The organism is Nocardiopsis sp. iso_186, from assembly GCF_056173365.1.
In genome coordinates this window covers 5,427,368-5,445,336 of the sequence record NZ_CM149670.1, presented here as the reverse complement: position 1 = coordinate 5,445,336, position 17,969 = coordinate 5,427,368, and the positions used below count along the sequence as shown (strand labels likewise).

The 17,969-nt window shown below is 67.8% G+C and carries 11 protein-coding genes and 1 pseudogene; 6 read left to right on the top strand and 6 right to left on the bottom strand.

Features of this window, described 5'->3' with window-relative positions; all coding sequences use genetic code 11:
- Window positions 1–63: 63 nt before the first annotated feature.
- Window positions 64–954, top strand: a complete 891-nt coding sequence (locus tag AC0VYP_RS23775) for a LysR family transcriptional regulator (RefSeq protein ID WP_475471936.1) — start codon at window positions 64–66, stop codon at window positions 952–954.
- A 180-nt stretch (window positions 955–1,134) separates the two neighbouring features.
- Here the strand turns inward: AC0VYP_RS23775 and AC0VYP_RS23770 are convergent, their stop codons facing one another.
- Window positions 1,135–1,974 carry a helix-turn-helix transcriptional regulator gene (locus tag AC0VYP_RS23770; protein WP_475471935.1) on the bottom strand — a complete coding sequence of 280 codons (840 nt, stop codon included), beginning with the start codon at window positions 1,972–1,974 and terminating at the stop codon, window positions 1,135–1,137.
- Window positions 1,975–2,380: 406 nt separating this feature from the next.
- Between AC0VYP_RS23770 and AC0VYP_RS23765 the strand changes: the two genes are divergently transcribed.
- Window positions 2,381–3,325, top strand: a complete 945-nt coding sequence (locus AC0VYP_RS23765; protein ID WP_285758089.1) for an SDR family oxidoreductase — start codon at window positions 2,381–2,383, stop codon at window positions 3,323–3,325.
- A gap of 59 nt (window positions 3,326–3,384) precedes the next feature.
- Here AC0VYP_RS23765 and AC0VYP_RS23760 read toward each other — a convergent pair whose 3' ends face one another.
- The 3 genes from AC0VYP_RS23760 to AC0VYP_RS23750 form a co-directional block, all read right to left on the bottom strand.
- A complete protein-coding gene (locus AC0VYP_RS23760) occupies window positions 3,385–4,119 on the bottom strand; it encodes a DUF3159 domain-containing protein (RefSeq protein ID WP_475471934.1) in 735 nt (244 codons plus the stop codon).
- 55 nt (window positions 4,120–4,174) lie between these two features.
- Window positions 4,175–6,061 carry a S9 family peptidase gene (locus AC0VYP_RS23755; RefSeq protein ID WP_475471933.1) on the bottom strand — a complete coding sequence of 629 codons (1,887 nt, stop codon included), beginning with the start codon at window positions 6,059–6,061 and terminating at the stop codon, window positions 4,175–4,177.
- Window positions 6,062–6,559: 498 nt separating this feature from the next.
- Window positions 6,560–8,359, bottom strand: coding sequence for a S9 family peptidase (locus tag AC0VYP_RS23750; protein WP_475471932.1), 1,800 nt, complete (start codon window positions 8,357–8,359; stop codon window positions 6,560–6,562).
- Between the two features lie 1,531 nt (window positions 8,360–9,890).
- Here AC0VYP_RS23750 and AC0VYP_RS23745 point away from each other — a divergent pair.
- From AC0VYP_RS23745 to AC0VYP_RS23735, 3 genes and pseudogenes are all read left to right on the top strand, one after another.
- Window positions 9,891–15,146: a DUF6531 domain-containing protein gene (locus AC0VYP_RS23745; protein WP_475471931.1), complete on the top strand. Its 5,256-nt coding sequence runs from the start codon at window positions 9,891–9,893 to the stop codon at window positions 15,144–15,146.
- Between the two features lie 10 nt (window positions 15,147–15,156).
- On the top strand, window positions 15,157–15,528 hold the full coding sequence (locus AC0VYP_RS23740) for a hypothetical protein (protein ID WP_475471930.1): 372 nt from the start codon (window positions 15,157–15,159) through the stop codon (window positions 15,526–15,528).
- Between the two features lie 110 nt (window positions 15,529–15,638).
- Window positions 15,639–15,818, top strand: a pseudogene (locus AC0VYP_RS23735) (polymorphic toxin-type HINT domain-containing protein); the annotation flags it as partial.
- Window positions 15,819–16,004: 186 nt separating this feature from the next.
- Here AC0VYP_RS23735 and AC0VYP_RS23730 read toward each other — a convergent pair.
- Complete coding sequence (locus AC0VYP_RS23730) at window positions 16,005–16,562, bottom strand: nuclear transport factor 2 family protein (protein WP_475471929.1); 558 nt, start codon at window positions 16,560–16,562, stop codon at window positions 16,005–16,007.
- A gap of 41 nt (window positions 16,563–16,603) precedes the next feature.
- Entirely contained in the window at window positions 16,604–16,939 is a 336-nt protein-coding gene (locus AC0VYP_RS23725; RefSeq protein ID WP_475471928.1) for a hypothetical protein, read from the bottom strand.
- A gap of 176 nt (window positions 16,940–17,115) precedes the next feature.
- Here AC0VYP_RS23725 and AC0VYP_RS23720 point away from each other — a divergent pair, with 176 nt between their 5' ends.
- Window positions 17,116–17,913 (top strand): helix-turn-helix transcriptional regulator, encoded by a 798-nt coding sequence (locus AC0VYP_RS23720; protein WP_475471927.1) that lies wholly within the window; start codon window positions 17,116–17,118, stop codon window positions 17,911–17,913.
- The last annotated feature ends 56 nt before the right edge of the window (window positions 17,914–17,969 follow it).

The window sequence follows — 17,969 nt, the reverse complement described above, 5'->3', positions numbered from 1 at the left end:
CCGGAGCCTTTCGCCGTTCCCGGTTTGGCTTCCGATCCGGTGAAGGCAGAAGGAGAGCGGTGGATGAACTTTCGCGACCTGGCACTCTTCGTCGAGGTGGTCGACACCGGTTCCATCACGGCCGGCGCCCAACGGTGCGATCTGTCGTTGTCCGCGGCCAGCGTCCGGATCGCCTCGCTGGAGCGTCATTTCGACGTGCGTCTGCTCGACCGCGGACGCAGGGGAGTCCTGCCGACTCCGGCCGGAGAAGCCCTGGCCGCCCAGGGGCGCCGGCTGCTCGCCGGTGCCGAGGACCTGGAGAGCGGCATGGCGGCCCGTGCCCGTGGGCTGGAGAGCACGGTCAGGTTGGTCACCAACAGCTCCGCTGCGGACGCCCTCGTCGAGTTCCTGGCCGCGACCCTCAACCGCCTGCCCAACACGGCTGTCACCATGACGGAGCTCGGCAGTGAGGCGGCCGTCCAGCACGTGCTGGACGACCGCGCCGATATCGCGGTCGTCTCCTCGGTCCCGGCCGGCGCGCCCTGCCGGACGCGCCCGCTGTGGGACGACCGCCTGGTGGTCGTCGGGCCGGTGACGGCTGCGGCCCGACCCCCTCTCGGTCTCGAAGAAGTGCTTCGTGACCCCATCGTCGGCCTGCTCCAGGGAAGCCCTTTGCAGGACCTCGTCAACCGATACGCGCGCGGACGCGGCATCGAACCCGCCTACCGTGTTCGCCTGCCCTCGTTGGGGGCCGTCTGCGCGGTCGCCAGTACCGGCGCGGGACGAGCCGTCGTGCCGCGCGAGTCGGCGAGGCGACACGGTGTCTCCCCGGCCGCCTTGTACGAGCTGCAAGAGCCGTGGGCCCGAAGGAGCGCGACGCTCGTCGTCAAGGACTCCGACAGTGCCAGCCGGAGCACGGCCGCGTTCGTCAACCTGCTTCTCCGGCATCGAGCGGACCTCGGCACCGAGCACTGAAAAATCGTCCTGGCTCCCGCCGACCGCCGAGCACCCGGTCCGGAAGAACGGGAGGCCTCGCCGGTGGTGCCCGCCCGAGAGGGGGCTCAATACACATGCCGCGGCACACGGCTTGCTGCGGCGACGGGTGCACACCCGAAGCGGGCGGATGACGGTTCCGGCAGTGCGAGTGGAACGTGTTCAGCGAAGCGCCCGGGGCCCGACGGCGGACAGCAGGCGCAGTTTCTCGTGGCTCTCGCTGCCGGGAACGGCGGTGTAGACGAGCAGTGAGTGCGCCTGGCCGGGGTCAACCAGTCGCTGACAGTTCAGCTCCAGGGGGCCCACCTCGGGGTGGACGAAGCGCTTGACATGGTGGGGACGCACACCGATCTCGTGGTCCTCCCACACCCGGCGGAACTCTTCGCTGAGGTCGAGGAGCAGGCCGGCGAGGTACGCGGCCCGCGAGTCAGGGCCCCGGAGGGTGACGAGCTCGCGCAGGCCCGAGGCGTACATGCGGGTGAGGAAAGCGTGCTCCTCGGGCGCGTAGAACCGCCGAACCGCGGGATCGGTGAACCACCGGTACCCCGAGCAGCGGGCAGGCCCGGTGTATCCGGTCGTGTCGCCGGTGAGCGCGACACCCATCGGGGTCTGCCGCAGCGTCTCACCGAGTTCGGTGACGATCTCGGCGGGCGTGTCGTCCAGGCGGTCGAGGACCCGCAGCAGACCGGGGCTGATGTGCTCGTTGACCGTGCCGCGTGCGGGCGGGTTCTGCCCGGCGAGGCGGAACAGGTGGTCCCTCTCGTCCAGTGACAGGTGCAGCCCCTGGGCGATCGAGGCGAGCATCTGGTTCGACGGCCGAGGCCCGCGTTCCCGCTCGAGTCGGGAGTAGTAGTCGGTCAACATGTGGCACAGCGCCGCGACCTCCTCGCGCCGCAATCCGCTGGTCCTGCGGCGCTGCCCGCGCGGAAGACCCACGTCTTCGGGCTGTAGCGCCTCCCTGCGTCTCCGCAGGAACTCCGCCAAGCCGAGGCGATCGATCACGACATCCCTTCCGCCGAGGTGCTGCTCCGTGTCTACCATCCGCGCGCGACGGCAACCACGGATCGCCGATCCCCCTATGCCGGCCCCAGGCGCGCCCAGGTGAGCCTGGGATCGGGAGGCCGTGGCTGCTTTCTCGGCTTGGGCCGAGAATCGATGCGGTGAACCGAGTACGGCAGGGAACGGGAGACGACGGACCTCTCGGGCAGGACCGCCGTCGCCGCGGGTCCGGCGCAGGGAATCCGGCGGGGCGGGGCATCGGCCGGTCCCTCCTGATCGCGGGCGGCGCGATCAGGCGACCATCGCCCGGTCCGCATGCGGAGCCCGGCATCCGTTGAACGAGAAGACCCCGAACGCCTGCCGAGTCCTCACCGGGCACGCGTCAACGACGTCACGAAGGAGCAGAACCATGCCACGCCGAATCATCGACATCACCGTGCCGAGCCTGGCCGGAAAGCGCGCGCTCGTCACCGGCGCGAGCGACGGAATGGGTCTGGGCATGGCAGAGCGGCTGGCCGCGGCCGGCGCGGAGGTCGTCCTGCCCGTCCGCAACCCCGACAAGGGCGCGAACGCGGTCGCGAGGATCCGCCGAAGCCACCCGGATGCGCAGGTCTCGCTACGCGAACTCGACCTCTCCTCGCTCGACTCGGTCGCGGCCCTCGGCGACACACTCCGCCAGGAGGGCCGCCCCATCCACATCCTCATCAACAACGCGGGGGTGATGACACCGCCGAACCGGCAGACCACGGCGGACGGTTTCGAGCTCCAGTTCGGCACCAACCACCTCGGCCACTTCGCCCTCGTCGGCCACGTCCTCCCGCTGCTGCGCGCAGGCCGCGCCCGCGTCACATCGCAGATCAGCGTCGCGGCGAACCGGAACACGATCAACTGGGACGACCTGAACTGGGAGCGTTCCTACCACGGCATGCGCGCCTACAGCCAGTCCAAGATCGCGTTCGGACTCTTCGGCCTCGAACTCGACCGACGCAGCAAGGCCCACGGATGGGGCATCACCAGCAACCTCTCCCACCCGGGAGTGGCCCCGACCAGCCTCCTCGCCGCCCGCCCCGAAGTCGGCCGCGCCAAGGACACCTTGCCGGTCCGTCTGATCCGCGCGCTGTCGGCCTTCGGCATCCTCCTCGGCACCGTCGAGACCGCCAAACTCCCCGCCCTCATGGCCGCGACCGACCCCGGCGCCGAGCCCGGCGCGCTCTACGGGCCCAGCGGCCCCGGCAACCTCGGCGGTCCGCCCGCCGAACAGCGCATCTACTCCCGCCTGCGCGAAACCGACGACGCCGAGCGGATCTGGCGGATCTCCGAGCAGCTCACCAAGGTCCCCATCCCCACCACCTGACCGCCGTCGGGGCGTTCCCCGGGAGAACCCCGTCCGGGGCTCGATGCCGGGCGGACCGGTCAGACCCGGGGAGCTGCCGAGGCACCGGCGGACTTGATGAGCCGCTTGGTCGAGCGGCGGAACGCCCAGATGACGACGACCGCGGCCAGCGCCGTCAGCGGAAAGCCCGTCACCGTGTCGGCGATCGCGAGCCCGGTCGTGGAGTCGGCGAGATAGAGCCACTGCCGCACGGCGAACCGGGCGGCGAGCATGGCCATCACGGCGAGGGTGGCGAGGTCGTGTACGCGCAGCGAGGGCCGGTCCTTTCGCCAGGGGTGCGTGTTGCCGTGGACGGCGTTCCAGATCATTCCGGTCAGCGGCCGCCGCACGACGAGCGAGACGAGCATGACCACGGCTCCCACCAGGGAGACCCAGATCCCGATCAGGAAGAAGTCGTTGGCCGATCCGGTCAGGGCGGCGATGCCTCCGGCGGCCACGACCCCGATGACCCCGCCCATAGCGGGCGCGAACTGCTCACCGCGCCACATCCGCAACGCGGTCAGCACCAGGGCGACGGCGATCGAGATCCCGATCGCCACCAGCAACGAGAGGAAGGGAACGGCCGCCGCGAAGACCACGACCGGCAGGGCGGAGTACACCATCCCCGACGGACCGCCCAGCCCCTTGAGCACCTCCGCTTTCAGGTCAACGGGCGGCTCTCCCGGCCGTGCGGCCCCGTTGACGGTCTCGTGCGCGCTTTCCCGGACGTTCTCGCGCGAGGTCCCGTCGGCGCGGTCGTGGTCGTGGTCGGTCATGATGGTCCGTCCTCCCAGGTGCGTAAGGGGGTCGAGCAGGTCGGTGCGGTCGTGTTCAGGCGTGGTCCTCCCGTCCTCCCAGGTGCTGCGCGAGGAAACGCTCGATGGCGCCGAACAGGGTGATCTGGTTCTCCGGGTTCACGAAGCCGTGTCCCTCGTCGCCGAAGAGGAGGTATTCGACGTCAACGTCGCGGGCGCGCAGGGATTCGACGATGTTGTCGGACTCTTCCTGCACGACGAGGGGGTCGTTGGCGCCCTGGGCCACCATCAGCGGCGTGCGGATCTCGTCGATGCGGGTGATCGGGGAGCGGGCGAGCATGTCCGCCTCCTGCTCGGGGATCTCGGGGTCGCCGACGTAGCGGTACCAGTTGTTGACCAGGCCGGGGCGGACGAACGCGGGCTGGGTCCGCAGGTAGTTCGCCAGGTTCGAGATACCGACGACGTCAACGGCTGCGGCGAAGCGGTCCGGGGTGAAGGTGACCCCCACCAGTGCGGCGTAGCCGCCGTAGGAGCCCCCGATGATCGCGACCCGCTCGGGGTCGGTGTAACCCTGCTCCACCGCCCAGTCCACGGCGTCGATGAGGTCGTCGTGCATCTTGCCCGCGAACTCCCCGATCGCGGCCTGGGCGTGGGCCTTGCCGAACCCGGTCGAGCCGCGGAAGTTCACCTGCAATACCGCGTAGCCCCGGTTGGCCAACAGCTGGACCGTGGGGACGAACCCCCAGGCATCCCGGGCCCACGGCCCGCCGTGCACGAGTAGTACGGTCGGCAGACCGGTCGTCTCCACCCCGACGGGCAGCGTCAGGTACGAGGGCAGCGCCAGACCGTCCCCGGCGGTGATCGTCACCGGGACCATCGGGGCCAGCGCGTCCGGGTCGAGGTGCGGGTAGGGCCGGAACAGCAGCCGGGACTCGCCGGTGGAGTGGTCGTAGAACCACGTCGCGCCGGGATCGCGGTCGTGCTCGAACGAGACGACCCACCGCTGACCGCTCTCGTCGAAGGACACGTCGGCCAGATCGCCCTCGGACAGTTTCTCCAGGTTCTGTAGGACTTCGGCGAAGTGCGGGTCCAGGGCGTGGATCACCTGGCGTTCACCGAGGTAGCGCACCCCCAGCAGCTCACCCCGGCGGTCACGGATCAGCGGTTCGGGCGAGGCGGGGTCCACCTGCGCGCGCGGGTCGATGTCGAAGGTCGGGTGGCTGTCGACCTCGGTCTCCTCGCCTGTGGTCAGGTCGATCCGGACCAGGCGGGTGCGGTCGGTGCCCCGGTTGGAGACGACCCACAGGCCGGTCCCGTCCGGCGTGATCTGTGACGGTGACCCCATGGGGTAGTCGGCACCCTTCCACTCCACGACCTTGCGCAGTGCGCCGGTCGCGCTGTCCAGGCGGGAGAATTCCAGATTGCCCTCGGCCGTCAGCTCGGAGAGGAACCACTCACCGTCACCGGCCTGGGACCACACCTTGCCCGGGCCGGGGCTCTCGACCACCAGGGTGATCTCACCCGTGGCGATGTCGAGCTCGTGGATGTCGAGCTCCCCGGCGTTACGGGCGTTCATCAACAGGGTCGCCTTCCCCGGCCGGCCCGCCGTCGGCTCGAAGCCCAGGACCGTGGCTCCGGGGAACGGGGTGAGGTCGACCGCGGCCGACCCCGGAGTGTCCAGGTCGACCCGGTACAGGTGCCAGTTCTCGTCACCGCCGTCGTCCTGGAGGTAGAGCAGCCAGCGCGGGTCGTCCGTCCACTCGTAACTCCGCACGCTGCGGGTCTCGTCGGCGGTGACGCACCTGGGCTCGGAACCGGGTTCGAGGTCGTGGATCCAGACGTTGAGCCGGTTCTTCCACGGCGCCAGGAAGGCGATCCGGGTGCCGTCGGGTGAGATCGACGCGCGGGTGCGTACCGGCGGGTCGAACAGGTCCTTGACGGTGTGGAGGTCGGGCAGTGCCATGTTGTTCCTCTCGTTGGTGCCGGGGTTCGGGGCCCGGGACGAGTCGTGGTCCACGAGGGCCGATCCGTCACGACACGCCGGGGACCCGGGGTCGGGATGCCGGGGGACAGGTCCCACCAGGGCACCGGGGCCACGGGAAGTACGCTTCCTTCGGCGACGCCGAGCGTTGTCCGTTCATTCAAGTCGTTGACGCCGTCATCGGTCAGTGGCATCGCGTCACCACTTCGTCGTGACATTCCTCGGGGCGAAGCCATGACGTGGCGTCACTGGTGGCCGGGTCCGCGCAGGCCACCCGGGTTCGCCCCGGCACGGTCGGCGCCCGTCGGTCCGTCGGGGAAAGGACCGGACGAACAACGCTGCGCACCCTTTCGGGCGTCGCAGCTCGGGCCCGGGGGACGGCGGCACGGGGACACAACAGAGAGCCCTCCGGGAGAAGGGCCCTCCGGCCCCCGCGGTCGGCGGGAACCACCGGGAGGGGGCGTCCGCGCGAGGCAGTGGTCAGTCCCGGCTCGTCCGCCCGCCCAGGTGCCGCGCGAGGAAGCGCTCAGCGGAGCCGAACATGGAGATCAGGTTCTCCTGGTTGGTGAACAGGTGTCCCTCGTCACCGAAGACGAGGTATTCGACGTCAACGTCGCGGGCGCGCAGGGACTCGACGATCTGGTCGGACTCTTCCCGCACGACACGGCTGTCGTTGGCGCCCTGGACCACCATCAGCGGCGTGCGGATCTCGTGGACCCGGGTGATCGGGGAGCGGGCGAGCATGTCCGCCTCCTGCTCGGGGATCTCGGGGTCGCCGACGTAGCGGTACCAGTTGTTGACCAGCGCGGGCCGGACGAACGCGGGCTGGGTGCGCATGAAGTTCGCCAGGTTCGAGATACCGACGTACTCGACGGCTGCGGCGAAGCGGTCGGGGGTGAAGGTGACCCCCACCAGTGCGGCGTAGCCGCCGTAGGAGCCCCCGAAGATCCCGACCCGCTCGGGGTCGGCGTAGCCCTGCTCCACCGCCCAGTCCACGGCGTCGATGAGGTCGTCGTGCATCTTGCCCGCGAACTCCCCGATCGCGGCCTGGGCGTGGGCTTTCCCGTAACCGGTCGAGCCGCGGAAGTTCACCTGCAACACCGCGTAGCCCCGGTTGGCCAGCAACTGCACACTGCTGTCGAACCCCCAGGCATCCCGGGTCCACGGTCCGCCGTGCACGAGCAGCACCATCGGCAGACCGGTCGGCTCCACCCCGACGGGCAGCGTCAGGTAGGACGGCAGCCGTAGTCCGTCGCGTGCGGTGATGGTGACCGGGCGCATCGGGGCCAGCGCGTCCGGGTCGAGGTGCGGGTAGGGCCGGAACAGCAGCCGGGACTCGCCGGTGGAGTGGTCGTAGAACCAGGTCGCTCCCGGATCGCGGTCGTGGTTGAAGGCGACGACCCACCGCTGACCGCTCGTGTCCGAGGACACCATGGTCAGATCGCCCTCGGACAGTTTCTCCAGGTTCTGTAGGACTTCGGCGAAGTGCGGGTCCAGGGCGTGGATCACCTGGCGTTCACCGAGGTAGCGCACCCCCAGCAGTTCTCCTCGACGGCCGAGGATCAGCGGCGAGGGGAGCGTGGGGAAGACCTGGGCCCGGGTTTCGAGATCCATGGTCGGGTGGCTGTCGACCTCGGTCACCTCGCCGGTGGCCAGCTCGACGTGGACCAGACGGGTGAGGTCGGTGCCCCGGTGGGAGCCGATCCACAGGCCGGTCCCGTCCGGCGTGGCCTGCATCGGGTAGACGCCCAACGGGTAGTCGGTGCCGTCGAACCACTCGCCGGCTTGGAGCAGCCCCGGAGCCTGGGAGGTGGGATCCTCGTCCCGCGGCGTGAGTCCACCGGTGGGCACGTCGAGCTCAAAAGACTGGAACTCCCCGGTCGCCCTGGCGAGCAACAGGGTCATCCTCCCCGACCGGTCGGCGGCCGGCTCGAAGCTCACGACCCTGTCCCCGGGGAAGGGGGTGAGGTCAACGGCTGCGGCTCCAGGAGTGTCCAGGTTGACCCGGTACAGGTGCCAGTTCTCGTCACCGCCGTCGTCCTGGAGGTAGAGCAGCCAGCGCGGGTCGTCGGCCCACTCGTAGCGCACCACGTTGCGGGTCTCGTCGGCGGTGACGCACCTGGGCTCGGAACCGGGTTCGAGGTCGTGGATCCAGACGTTGAGCCGGTTCTTCCACGGTGCCAGGAAGGCGATCCGGGTGCCGTCGGGTGAGATCGACGCGCGGGCGCGCTCCGGCAGACCGAGAAGGTCCTCGACCGGGATCAGGTCGGGCAGTGCCATGCCGTTCCTCTCGTTCGTGTTCGGGAACGCCGGCCGCCTCCGGGAGGCGGAGTGAGCCGGGGACCGGAGCGGCCGGGCTCGACCAGCGGATTCACCCCCAGTCTTCTTTGCGCTGCGTATCGGCACCAGTGACGCCGTGTCATGGGTTCACCCGGAGAAACATCATGGCGAGGTGATGACACACCCCACGGGCGAGGGCCCGTCGGAGGAGCCATAGGGCGTGGGAGTGCGTCCATTGCTCCGTACTCGACACGTGCCTCCCGGCCTCGCCCTCGTCGGCCAGGCAATGGGGCGCAGCGCGGGATCGCGTCCTCAGCCTCATCAAGATCATTGACCTGAAAGCCCGTCGTCGTAGGTCCGTTCCAGGGAGGAACTGGCTTTCGGGGGTGTGAGGGAGTTCCCGCCCGGATGGTCGTGTGGTGGGGCGAGGCTGCTCCGGTGAACGTCTGCCTGTCTTCGGGCGAACCGGTTGCTCGCGAAAGCAGAGAAAACATGTCCACATAAGGTCATTTTTTGCAGGTTTGAGATTTTATTAAGCACATTACGCCTGGTGCAACGCATGTTCTGTTTCAGGCTTATCGGTCGATGTGAGAGGTGTGCTGGGTTTCGTCCTTTACGGATGATCTTGGGTTGGTTACTTTTACCCGGTCCTTAAGCCACGGCTGCTGTGCCGATGGCGCGGGCGTCGGGTTCCTGGTCTGACGCCCATCGCCTGACCACGTTCACGAATCGGGGAGCGCCCCGGTGGGGGTTGCTGATGCTTCGCGCTGGTGTGTGGCACGTCCGAGCTCTGGTGCTGCTGCTCGTCCTGGTGCTGCTGGTGGGCAACGCCTGGCCAGGGGGGCCGGGTTCTGCGGCCATGGCAGCGGTCCCCGACGCGGCCGCCGGCCAGAGCGCTGCGGCGCCGCAGCCCCAGGCGCGGCAGGACGCGATGTCCCTGGCCGAGCGCCGAGAACAGTTGAGCAGTGGCTTGGAGGGAGAGCCCGCACCCCCGCCGGACGCGCCTGAACCGAGCGCGTCCGAGATCGAGGAATTGGCTGCGGAAACTGCCCCAGCTCTAGTTACCCCTTATGCAGTGAATATTTGGGCAACTATGCCCTGGGGAACGGTCGGAGCTGAGTGGGGGATGCTCTCTGGTGCTCCGCGCAGAGGTGTGGGCGCTCCAGGGATGCCATTGCAGGTCACCGTAAGGGTCATGCACAGTAGCTACGATGCGCCGATCACCAATTTTCCGACCGATTTGCGTGAAGTTTCAGTCAAATGGAAAGTGCAGACCTGTTCGGAATCGGTTACATATGACTTTGGTCAAGTAGTGAGCGCCCCCTACTTGCTTGCTGGAATTAGAGATGGAGCCCCGCTGGTCACCGCTTCATTGTCAATTCCAGAGACCGTGGATTGCCTTGGGCGAGATGAATTTTCCGTAGCGCCAATCTTGCAGATGGTCAACGACGGTTCAGGACAGGTACGACCAGAGCCAGCAGCCCCCATCGCTGTCATTTTCTATATGGTCTCGGAGTTGGACGGAGCTTCGTTGTGTGCCTCCGAATGCACCGGGACGGGGGGTCTGACCCAGCCGGCCAACGCTCGGGGCACCGGGGTCAACACCGCGACCGGTGGTTACGCGGACGTCTTCCCTGATGCCCAGGTGGCTTCGGCCCAGGCCCCGTTCGCGCTCGACCGTTCCTACAGTTCCAGGAACTCGTCCAGCGGGGCGTTGGGGCCGGGGTGGACCCTGCCGTGGGAGACGTCCCTGGAGACCGGGGCCGACGGGCGGGTCGTGCTGCGAGAGGAGTCCGGTGCCCGCCTGACCTTCACCCGTGGCAGCGGAACCTCTTACACGGCCCCGACCGGGGCGCGCTCGGTCCTGCGCGGCACGGACACGGGCTGGCAGCTGGACACCCCGGACCGGCGCACCCTGCGCTACGACACGCAGGGGCGCCTGGCCTCGGTCACCAGCCGCGGCCAACAACAGCTCGCCCTCTCCTACACCGGCGACAAGCCCACCACCCTCACCGACTCCGCGGGACGGGAGTACCAGTTCGACTACACCGGCGCGCACCTGACCAGGGTCACCCTGCCCGATGGCCGCTCCACCCGGTACGGCTACACCGGTGGCCGGCTCACCAGTGTGCGGGCACTGGACGGAGCCACGACCACCTACGGCTACGACCCCGACGGACGCCTCGACCACATCACCGGCCCCGACGGGCACGCCCTGCTGGGCCTGGTCTATGACGCCCAAGGCCGGGTCACCGAACAGACCGACGCCGTGGGAGCGGTGACCCGCTTCGCCTACACCACCGCGAACGGCTTCGACACCACCCACACCACCACCCCCTCCGGTGGCATCTGGACCGACCTCTACTCCCGCAACGTGCTCTTCGCCCAGATCGACCCGTTCGGCAACGCCACCAGCCACACCTACGACGCGGACCTCAACCGCACCTCGGTGCAGGACCCGCTGGGCCGCATCACCACTTACACCTACAACACGGCCAAACGCCTGACCCGTACGGCCACCACGGCCTCCAACATCTCCTGGACCTACGACGCCAACGGCAACGTCACCAGGGCCACCGACGGCGCCGCGCGAGCCGCCACCTACGAGTACACCGCCGCCGGCCTGCTCGCGGCCACCGTTGACAGCCTGGGAAACCGCACCGTTTTCACCTACACCGCCGCCGGCCTGCTGGAGAGCGTCACCACCCCCGAAGGCAACACCAGCAGCTTCGAGTACGACGCCCACGGCAACCAGACGGCGCTGGTGAGCCCGTCGGGCGCGCGTGAGGAACGCACCTACGACACGGCCGGGCGTCTGCTGAGCGTCACCGACCCCCGCGGCCACGACAGCGCGAACCCGCAGAACCACACCACGGCCTTCACCTACGACGACGCCGACAGGGTCACCTCCCGCACCCTGCCCGGCGGCGGCACCGAGCACTTCACCTACGACGCCTACGGCAACCCCACAGCCTCCACCGACGCAGCAGACCGAACCACCACCTACACCTACAGTTCACCGGGACGGCTGGAAGAGGTGAGCGCGCCGGGCGACGCCACCACGACCTACGCCTACGACGCCGCCGGCAACCTCACCGAAGCGACCGGCCCCGACGGTGCCACCACCTCCCACACCTACGACGAGGCCGACCGGCATCTCACCACCGTCACCCCGCGCGGCAACGCCCAAGGCGCCGACCCCCAGGACTTCACCTGGACCTTCGGCTACGACGCGGCCGGGCAGCAGAGCACCGTCACCGACCCGCTGGGCAACACCACCGCCTACGCCTACGACGCCGACTCCCGCGTCATCCAGACCACCGACCCCCTGGGCACCGTCCGCAAGAGCACCTACGACCGGGGCGGCCTGCTCACGACCGTCGTCAACGGCAACAACCGCACCGAGACCCTCCGCTACGACACCGCCGGACAGCTCATCCGCTTCACCGACCGGCGCGCCAAGAACTTCACCTACGCCTACGACGCCGACGGCAACCTCACCACGAGCACCACCCCCACCGGCGCGGCCACCACCTACGCCTACACCACCGACGGCCTGCTTGCTTCCGTGGTCAACCCGCGCGGCAACGCCCAAGGCGCCGACCCCCAGGACTTCACCTGGACCTACGCCTACGACCAGGCCGGACTGCTCGCCTCGGTCACCGACCCCCTGGGCCACACCCAGACCAGTACCCACGACGGGCGCGGCCTGGTCACCGCGATGACCGACGCCCTGGGCAACACCACCGCCTACGCCTACGACGCCCTGGGCCGAGTGGAAACACTCACCGCCCCCGACGGCGGCACCACCGGCTACACCTACGACCCGGCCGGCACCCTGGCCTCTCGCACCGACGCCAACGGCCACACCACCGACTACGGCTACGACGACGCGGGCAGGCTGACCTCGGTCACCGACCCCCTCGACCGCGTCCGCACCCTCGACTACGACCCCGAAGGCAACCTCACCCGGGAAACCAACGCCCGGGGCCACACCACGACCTACCGGGCCGACGCCCTGGGCCGCACCACGCGAGCCGACTACTCCGACACCACACCCACCGTCACCATCGTCTACGACGCAGCCGGGCGCCCCGTGCAGGTCACCGACGGCACCGGAACCCGCTCCTTCACCAACCTCGACGGCGAAGGCCGCCCGCGCACCGTCATGCTCCCCACCGGCCAGGGCAGCATGGCCTACACCTACGACAACGCCGGCAACATCGCCTCCATCCGCACCCGCGACAACCAGACGACCCGCTACGTCTACAACGACGACGGCCAGATGGTCTCCCAGGACATCGCCGCCAGCCACAAAACCGAATACGCCTACGACCCGGCCGGCAACCTCACCACCGTCACCAGTCCCACCGGCAACGGCCACACCGAAACCCGCACCTACGACCCCGCCAACCTCCTGAGCGGCATCACCACCGGAAAAGCAGGCACCGCACTCTCCACCTGGGCCCTCACCCGCGACCCCAACGGCCAACACCTCCAGGTCAACGCCGTGCGGTCAGGGCAGGCCGGCCGCCAGATCTTCGCCTACGACGACAACGGCCGCCTCACCCAGGAATGCGCCACCACCCCCGACGCCACCGCGTGCCCCGCCGGACCCGACACCACCACCTACACCTACGACCAGGTCGGCAACCGCCTCACCGCCCAAAGCGACACCACCACGACCTACGCCTACGACGCCGCCGACCAGCTCACCTCCGTGGTGAGCGGGACGACCACCACGCCCTACGCCTACGACGCCGACGGCAACCTCACCTCTGACGGCACCGCCGCCTTCGACTACAACGCCCCGGGCAGCCTCACCGACGTCACCACCCCCCAAGGCACCTACACCTACGCCTACGACGCCGACGGCAACCGCACCTCCGCCAGCCATGACGGCCAGCTCCAACGCACCAGCACCTGGGACATCCTGCACCCCCTGCCCCAGCTGATCAGCGACTACGACGGCGCCGGCGCACTCACCGCCAACTACACCTACAACCCCCACGGTCAGATCCAGACCCAACGCCACGCCACCGGCGGCAACCAGCAGTACCACCTGGACTGGCTCGGCTCCGTCGCCGACACCACCAACGCCACCGGCACCCCCCAACACCAGTACGCCTACAGCGGCTTCGGCCTCACCGACCACACCCGGACAAGCGACGGCGCGCCGGCCAACCCCTTCACCTACACCGGCCAATACGCCGAACCCACCACCGACGCCGCGGGTCTTTACCTACGCGACCGCGACTACCGCCCCGACCTGGGACGCTTCACCAGCACCGACCCCGAACCCCGCCCAACAGCCACCCCCCACACCAACGCCTACGCCTACGCCGAAAACCTCCCCACCACCCTCACCGATCCCTCCGGACGCTGCCCGATGTGCGTCAGCATCGGCATCGGCGCCGTGTTGGGAGGCGTCATCGAAGGCGGCGCCTACGCCCTCACCACCGACAACGCGACCTGGGGCGGCCTCGCCCAAGCGGCCGGACGCGGAGCGGTGATCGGCGCGGTGGGCGGCGCGCTCATGCCGGGCGTGGGCAACCTCGCCGCACGCAGCCTCAGCCTGACCGGGGGCAGGGCCCTGACCCTCTCCGTCGGCGTCAACGCAGGCGTGGGCGCCGGCTTCACCTGGGCCGTCAACGCCGTCCAATGCCGACCGACCAGCCCCACCGACCTTCTCCTGGGAGCCCTCGGCGGAGGCGCCGGTGGCTTGATCGGCCCTGGGCTCAGCAAGCTCGGCACCCTCCTCGGCCCCCGGGCCGCTGCGGGGGCGGGTTCGTTGACCCGGGCCGGTGGGGTGGTCGATACCGTCAACCGGTCCGAGCGTGGTGCCGTGGACCGTCTCGCCGGTTGCACGGGAAACAGTTTCGTCGCGGGTACTCCGGTGCTGATGGCCGATGGCACGTTCAAGCCCATTGAGCAGGTCGAGGTCGGGGACGAGGTGGCGGCCACCGATCCCGGGACCGGGGAGCAGGAGGCCAAGCCGGTCCTGGCCACCATCACCGGGACGGGGGAGAAGGACCTCGTCACCATCACCGTGGACACCATCACGCGAACGCCCGCGGGAGAAGGCGACGCCACTGACGGTGAGGTAAACGGTGCCTCGGACGGCGCGCCGGTGGGTGAGGACGGCAGCATCGTCGCCACCGGTCAGCATCCGTTCTGGGTCCCGGAACTGGGTGAGTGGGTGAACACGGGTGATTTGGCGCCCGGGATGTGGTTGCAGACTTCGGCGGGGACCTGGGTGCAGGTCAGCGCGGTCAAGGCGTGGACTCGGAGCACCACGGTCCACAACCTGACCGTCGCCGACATCCACACCTACCATGTGCTGGCCGGCGACACACCGGTACTCGCACACAACTGCAATACGTCATATCAACTGTCACTCGATACTCGCGCTGCTGTCGGTAGTGGGCCTACACAGGCTTACCAAATCGCACAAACCGGGTTGACCGAATATCGGGCAGTTGGTGGTGGGGGGCAAAGGGTTTGGGCAGATGGAATGGATCGGAATACGGGAGAGCTTCTCGATGCCAAGTTTGTCGGAAATTCTGGACGAAGTCCTTTCATTTCGGGGTCAAATATTCCAGATTTCATTCGAAGTAAAATTACAGCCAAGCTCGACGATGAGTTTGGAAGATATTCAGTAGTGATCAATGATCCTTCCAATCCCCTCACGGGGCTGCGTGTGATCACCAATCATTCGGGAGCTGTTCCGTATTTCCAAAGATTGATGCAACAGCATGGTATTCCTGGATCTGTGGTCGTGAGATAGGAGAGTATAAGTGACTTACCTAGCCGTGTTTGAGAGTGATAATTGGCGACTGGAGAGGGAAGATCTGGCTCGCGCGCTTGCCAGTGATTGGCCGCAAGTTCAGGTGGGGTTTCCTTTCCGGGATAGCGAAAATTTCACCGTTCGCGATGTGGAATGGAAATATTGCTCTGATTTGGGCGATTTGGAGGGGTGCGCACACTCGGATGGTCAGGGAATCTATCTTGAGGGGCCCATTGAAATCGTAGCTGACTTTGTGGTTTGGTATCGCAGGCTGGTGCCGGATGGAGAGCAAGTAATTTTCTGTGATGACTCATATAGCTTCGATGGGGTAGTTCCATTGAATGCGGAACGGCGAGATGTCATTCTAATTGCAAATAATTGATTTTCTTTGCAGGTTTAGTCAAAAATTGGCGAGTCCTTATCAGAAGCATCTGTTAGGGACTTGCCAGCGTTTGTAGGAGACCAAGCCGGTCTTGGCCACCATCACCGTCGATACCACCACGCGAATACCCGTTCTGGGTCCCGGAACCGGGTGAGTGGGTGAACGCGGGTGATTTGGCGCCCGGGATGTGGTTGCAGACCTCGGCGGGGACCTGGGTCCAGGTCAGCGCGGTCAAGGCGTGGACTCGGAGCACCACGGTCCACAACCTGACCGTCGCCGACATCCACACCTACCATGTACTCGCAGGAGACACCGCACCTTTCGCGCACAACTGCACTACTGCGGTCTATCGCAAGATCGAACCCCGCCTTCTCCCTGCCCGGGTGGCCCAACGTTTTCGGGGAGCCGAGCCGCTTCTGGTCACGGACCACGCCCGCACGGACAGGGGCGCCGCCCGTGCGGGGCGGGGCAAGGGGTTATCGGCCCGATCGAGAGGAAAGCCGTGGCGAGAGCATGCGTCCGACCGCGCGGAGCAGGGCCCGGAACTCGGCCCCGTTCGGGCGGACGCCCAGGCCGGCGTACATGAGCGCGTTCCCGTACTCGGCCATGAGAACGATCCGGCCGTTCTCGATGTCGAACCGTGTCACATAGGTGTTGCGGTAGGGCCGGCCCGTGCACGCGACGACCATGTCGCCGATCCCGTGGAAGAAAAGCTCGCTGCCATCGGGTGAGACGCGCCATTCGTGGCCGCGCCAGAGCAACGGGGTGAACTTGTCGAACAGGGCACTCGTGTAAGCGAGCACCTCGCTCTTGCCTTTGACATCTGCGACGCAGACGGCCCGCCTGCGACCCGCGATGATGTCCGTGACGCCGTCGGAGGTCGTGGCACCTCGGGTGTGCATGAACAACTGCCGTGCGTCGTCGGCCATGGTTCGGGCCACGGCTTCGATGTCCTTCGCTTCGACGGCGCGGATGAACTCCTTGGCGACGTCGAGCCCGGTTCGGGTGGCGGGTGTTGGTTCCTGGTTATTCATGAGGGTTTCCGATCGTTGCGTTCCACGTGTGAAGGTTCGGTTCAGGCGTCCCACGACAGCAAGGGCTCACCAAATGACCTGGGGAGCCCGAAAGCCCCGAAGCGGGGCGTCCACCAACGCGTGAACTCGGACTCGTAGGCGAGGAGACGCTCGGAGAAGGCGGCCAGGGCGACGCCTTCGTCGAATTCGAGGTAGACGATGAACTCCGCGCCGCCGTCGTCATTGGGCTGGAGCCACATCCGTTCCCGGTGGTAACCGACCTCCCGGGCTCTGGTGTCCAGACCGGAGAGGTGGTCCCTGTTCAGGGCGGTGAAGAGGTCCCGGAACTCCTGGACGCGGTTCTGGGGGATCGGGAAGGTCCACGCTGTACTGGTCATGCCGTCTCCTCGGCCATGGGTGATCCGTCGAGCCCGCGGGGCGGTCCTGATCAACCGGGTGCGCCCTTGATGATCCGGGAGGCCGAGCGGGGGAGGAAGGCCACGTCGAGGGTGGTACCGGCAGGGCCAGGTTCGCCCGCCGGCACAGGGCGTGGGAGGCGGGGACAATCGGGGGTATGTCGAGCAGCGATCGGACCGAGTTCGGGGAGTACTTGAGGCGGCGCAGGGCCGCGATGAGTCCTCCGGACCCGCAGGGCGGTGTGCGGACGTCCCGTCGGCGGGTTCCGGGGCTTCGCCGCCAGGAGGTCTCCGATATCGCGGGTATCTCAGTGGAGTACTACACACGCCTCGAACAAGGGAGAGCGCCCCGCCCCTCGCGCGAGATCCTCACCTCGCTGGCACAGGCGTTCGGGCTATCGGACGCCGAGCGCGATCACCTCTTCCGGTTGGGGGGTGAGTCCCCTCCGGAACCGACCTCTCCCGCCTCTGTCATTCGACCGGGGCTGTTGCGTCTGTTGCGGGGCCTGGACGACACGATGCCGGTCACCGTGCATGACGGGCGGCTCGACCTCCTCGCTCGCAACAAGGCCGCGGAGGAGTTGCTCGGAACCTTGACGGGCAGCGGCCCGTTCGAGCGCAATATCGCCTACCAGGCATTCACGACCGACGTGCTTGCGCACCTGCTCGGAGGCGACGGCTCGGAGTGGTTCCTACGAGTCGCTGCCGCTGAACTCCGTATGGCACTCAGCCGGTACCCCGGCGACGCCTATCTTCGTGCCTTGCTCGCCGAGCTCGCCGCGACCAGCCAGAGCTTCCGCGACCATTGGAAGAAGGGGGAGGTCAGTGCTTCGAGATCCGCGATCAAACGGATGCACCACCCGACCTACGGGTGGGCCCGTTTTGAGATCGAGGTGCTCCACGACCCTGAGCGGGACCACTGGATCATGCTCTACACGCCTCATGATGACGGGTAGTCCGCCTCGCCGGACAGGAGTTCTGGCTACGGAGCGGTGCGGGGTGCTCATTTCGG

Coding starts and splice junctions, on each gene's coding strand:
- AC0VYP_RS23765 (WP_285758089.1), top strand. CDS start 2,381: ATGCCACGCCGAATCATCGACATCACCGTGCCGAGCCTGGCCGGAAAG.
- AC0VYP_RS23755 (WP_475471933.1), bottom strand. CDS start 6,061: ATGGCACTGCCCGACCTCCACACCGTCAAGGACCTGTTCGACCCGCCG.
- AC0VYP_RS23720 (WP_475471927.1), top strand. CDS start 17,116: ATGTCGAGCAGCGATCGGACCGAGTTCGGGGAGTACTTGAGGCGGCGC.
- AC0VYP_RS23725 (WP_475471928.1), bottom strand. CDS start 16,939: ATGACCAGTACAGCGTGGACCTTCCCGATCCCCCAGAACCGCGTCCAG.
- AC0VYP_RS23750 (WP_475471932.1), bottom strand. CDS start 8,359: ATGGCACTGCCCGACCTGATCCCGGTCGAGGACCTTCTCGGTCTGCCG.
- AC0VYP_RS23760 (WP_475471934.1), bottom strand. CDS start 4,119: ATGACCGACCACGACCACGACCGCGCCGACGGGACCTCGCGCGAGAAC.
- AC0VYP_RS23730 (WP_475471929.1), bottom strand. CDS start 16,562: ATGAATAACCAGGAACCAACACCCGCCACCCGAACCGGGCTCGACGTC.
- AC0VYP_RS23775 (WP_475471936.1), top strand. CDS start 64: ATGAACTTTCGCGACCTGGCACTCTTCGTCGAGGTGGTCGACACCGGT.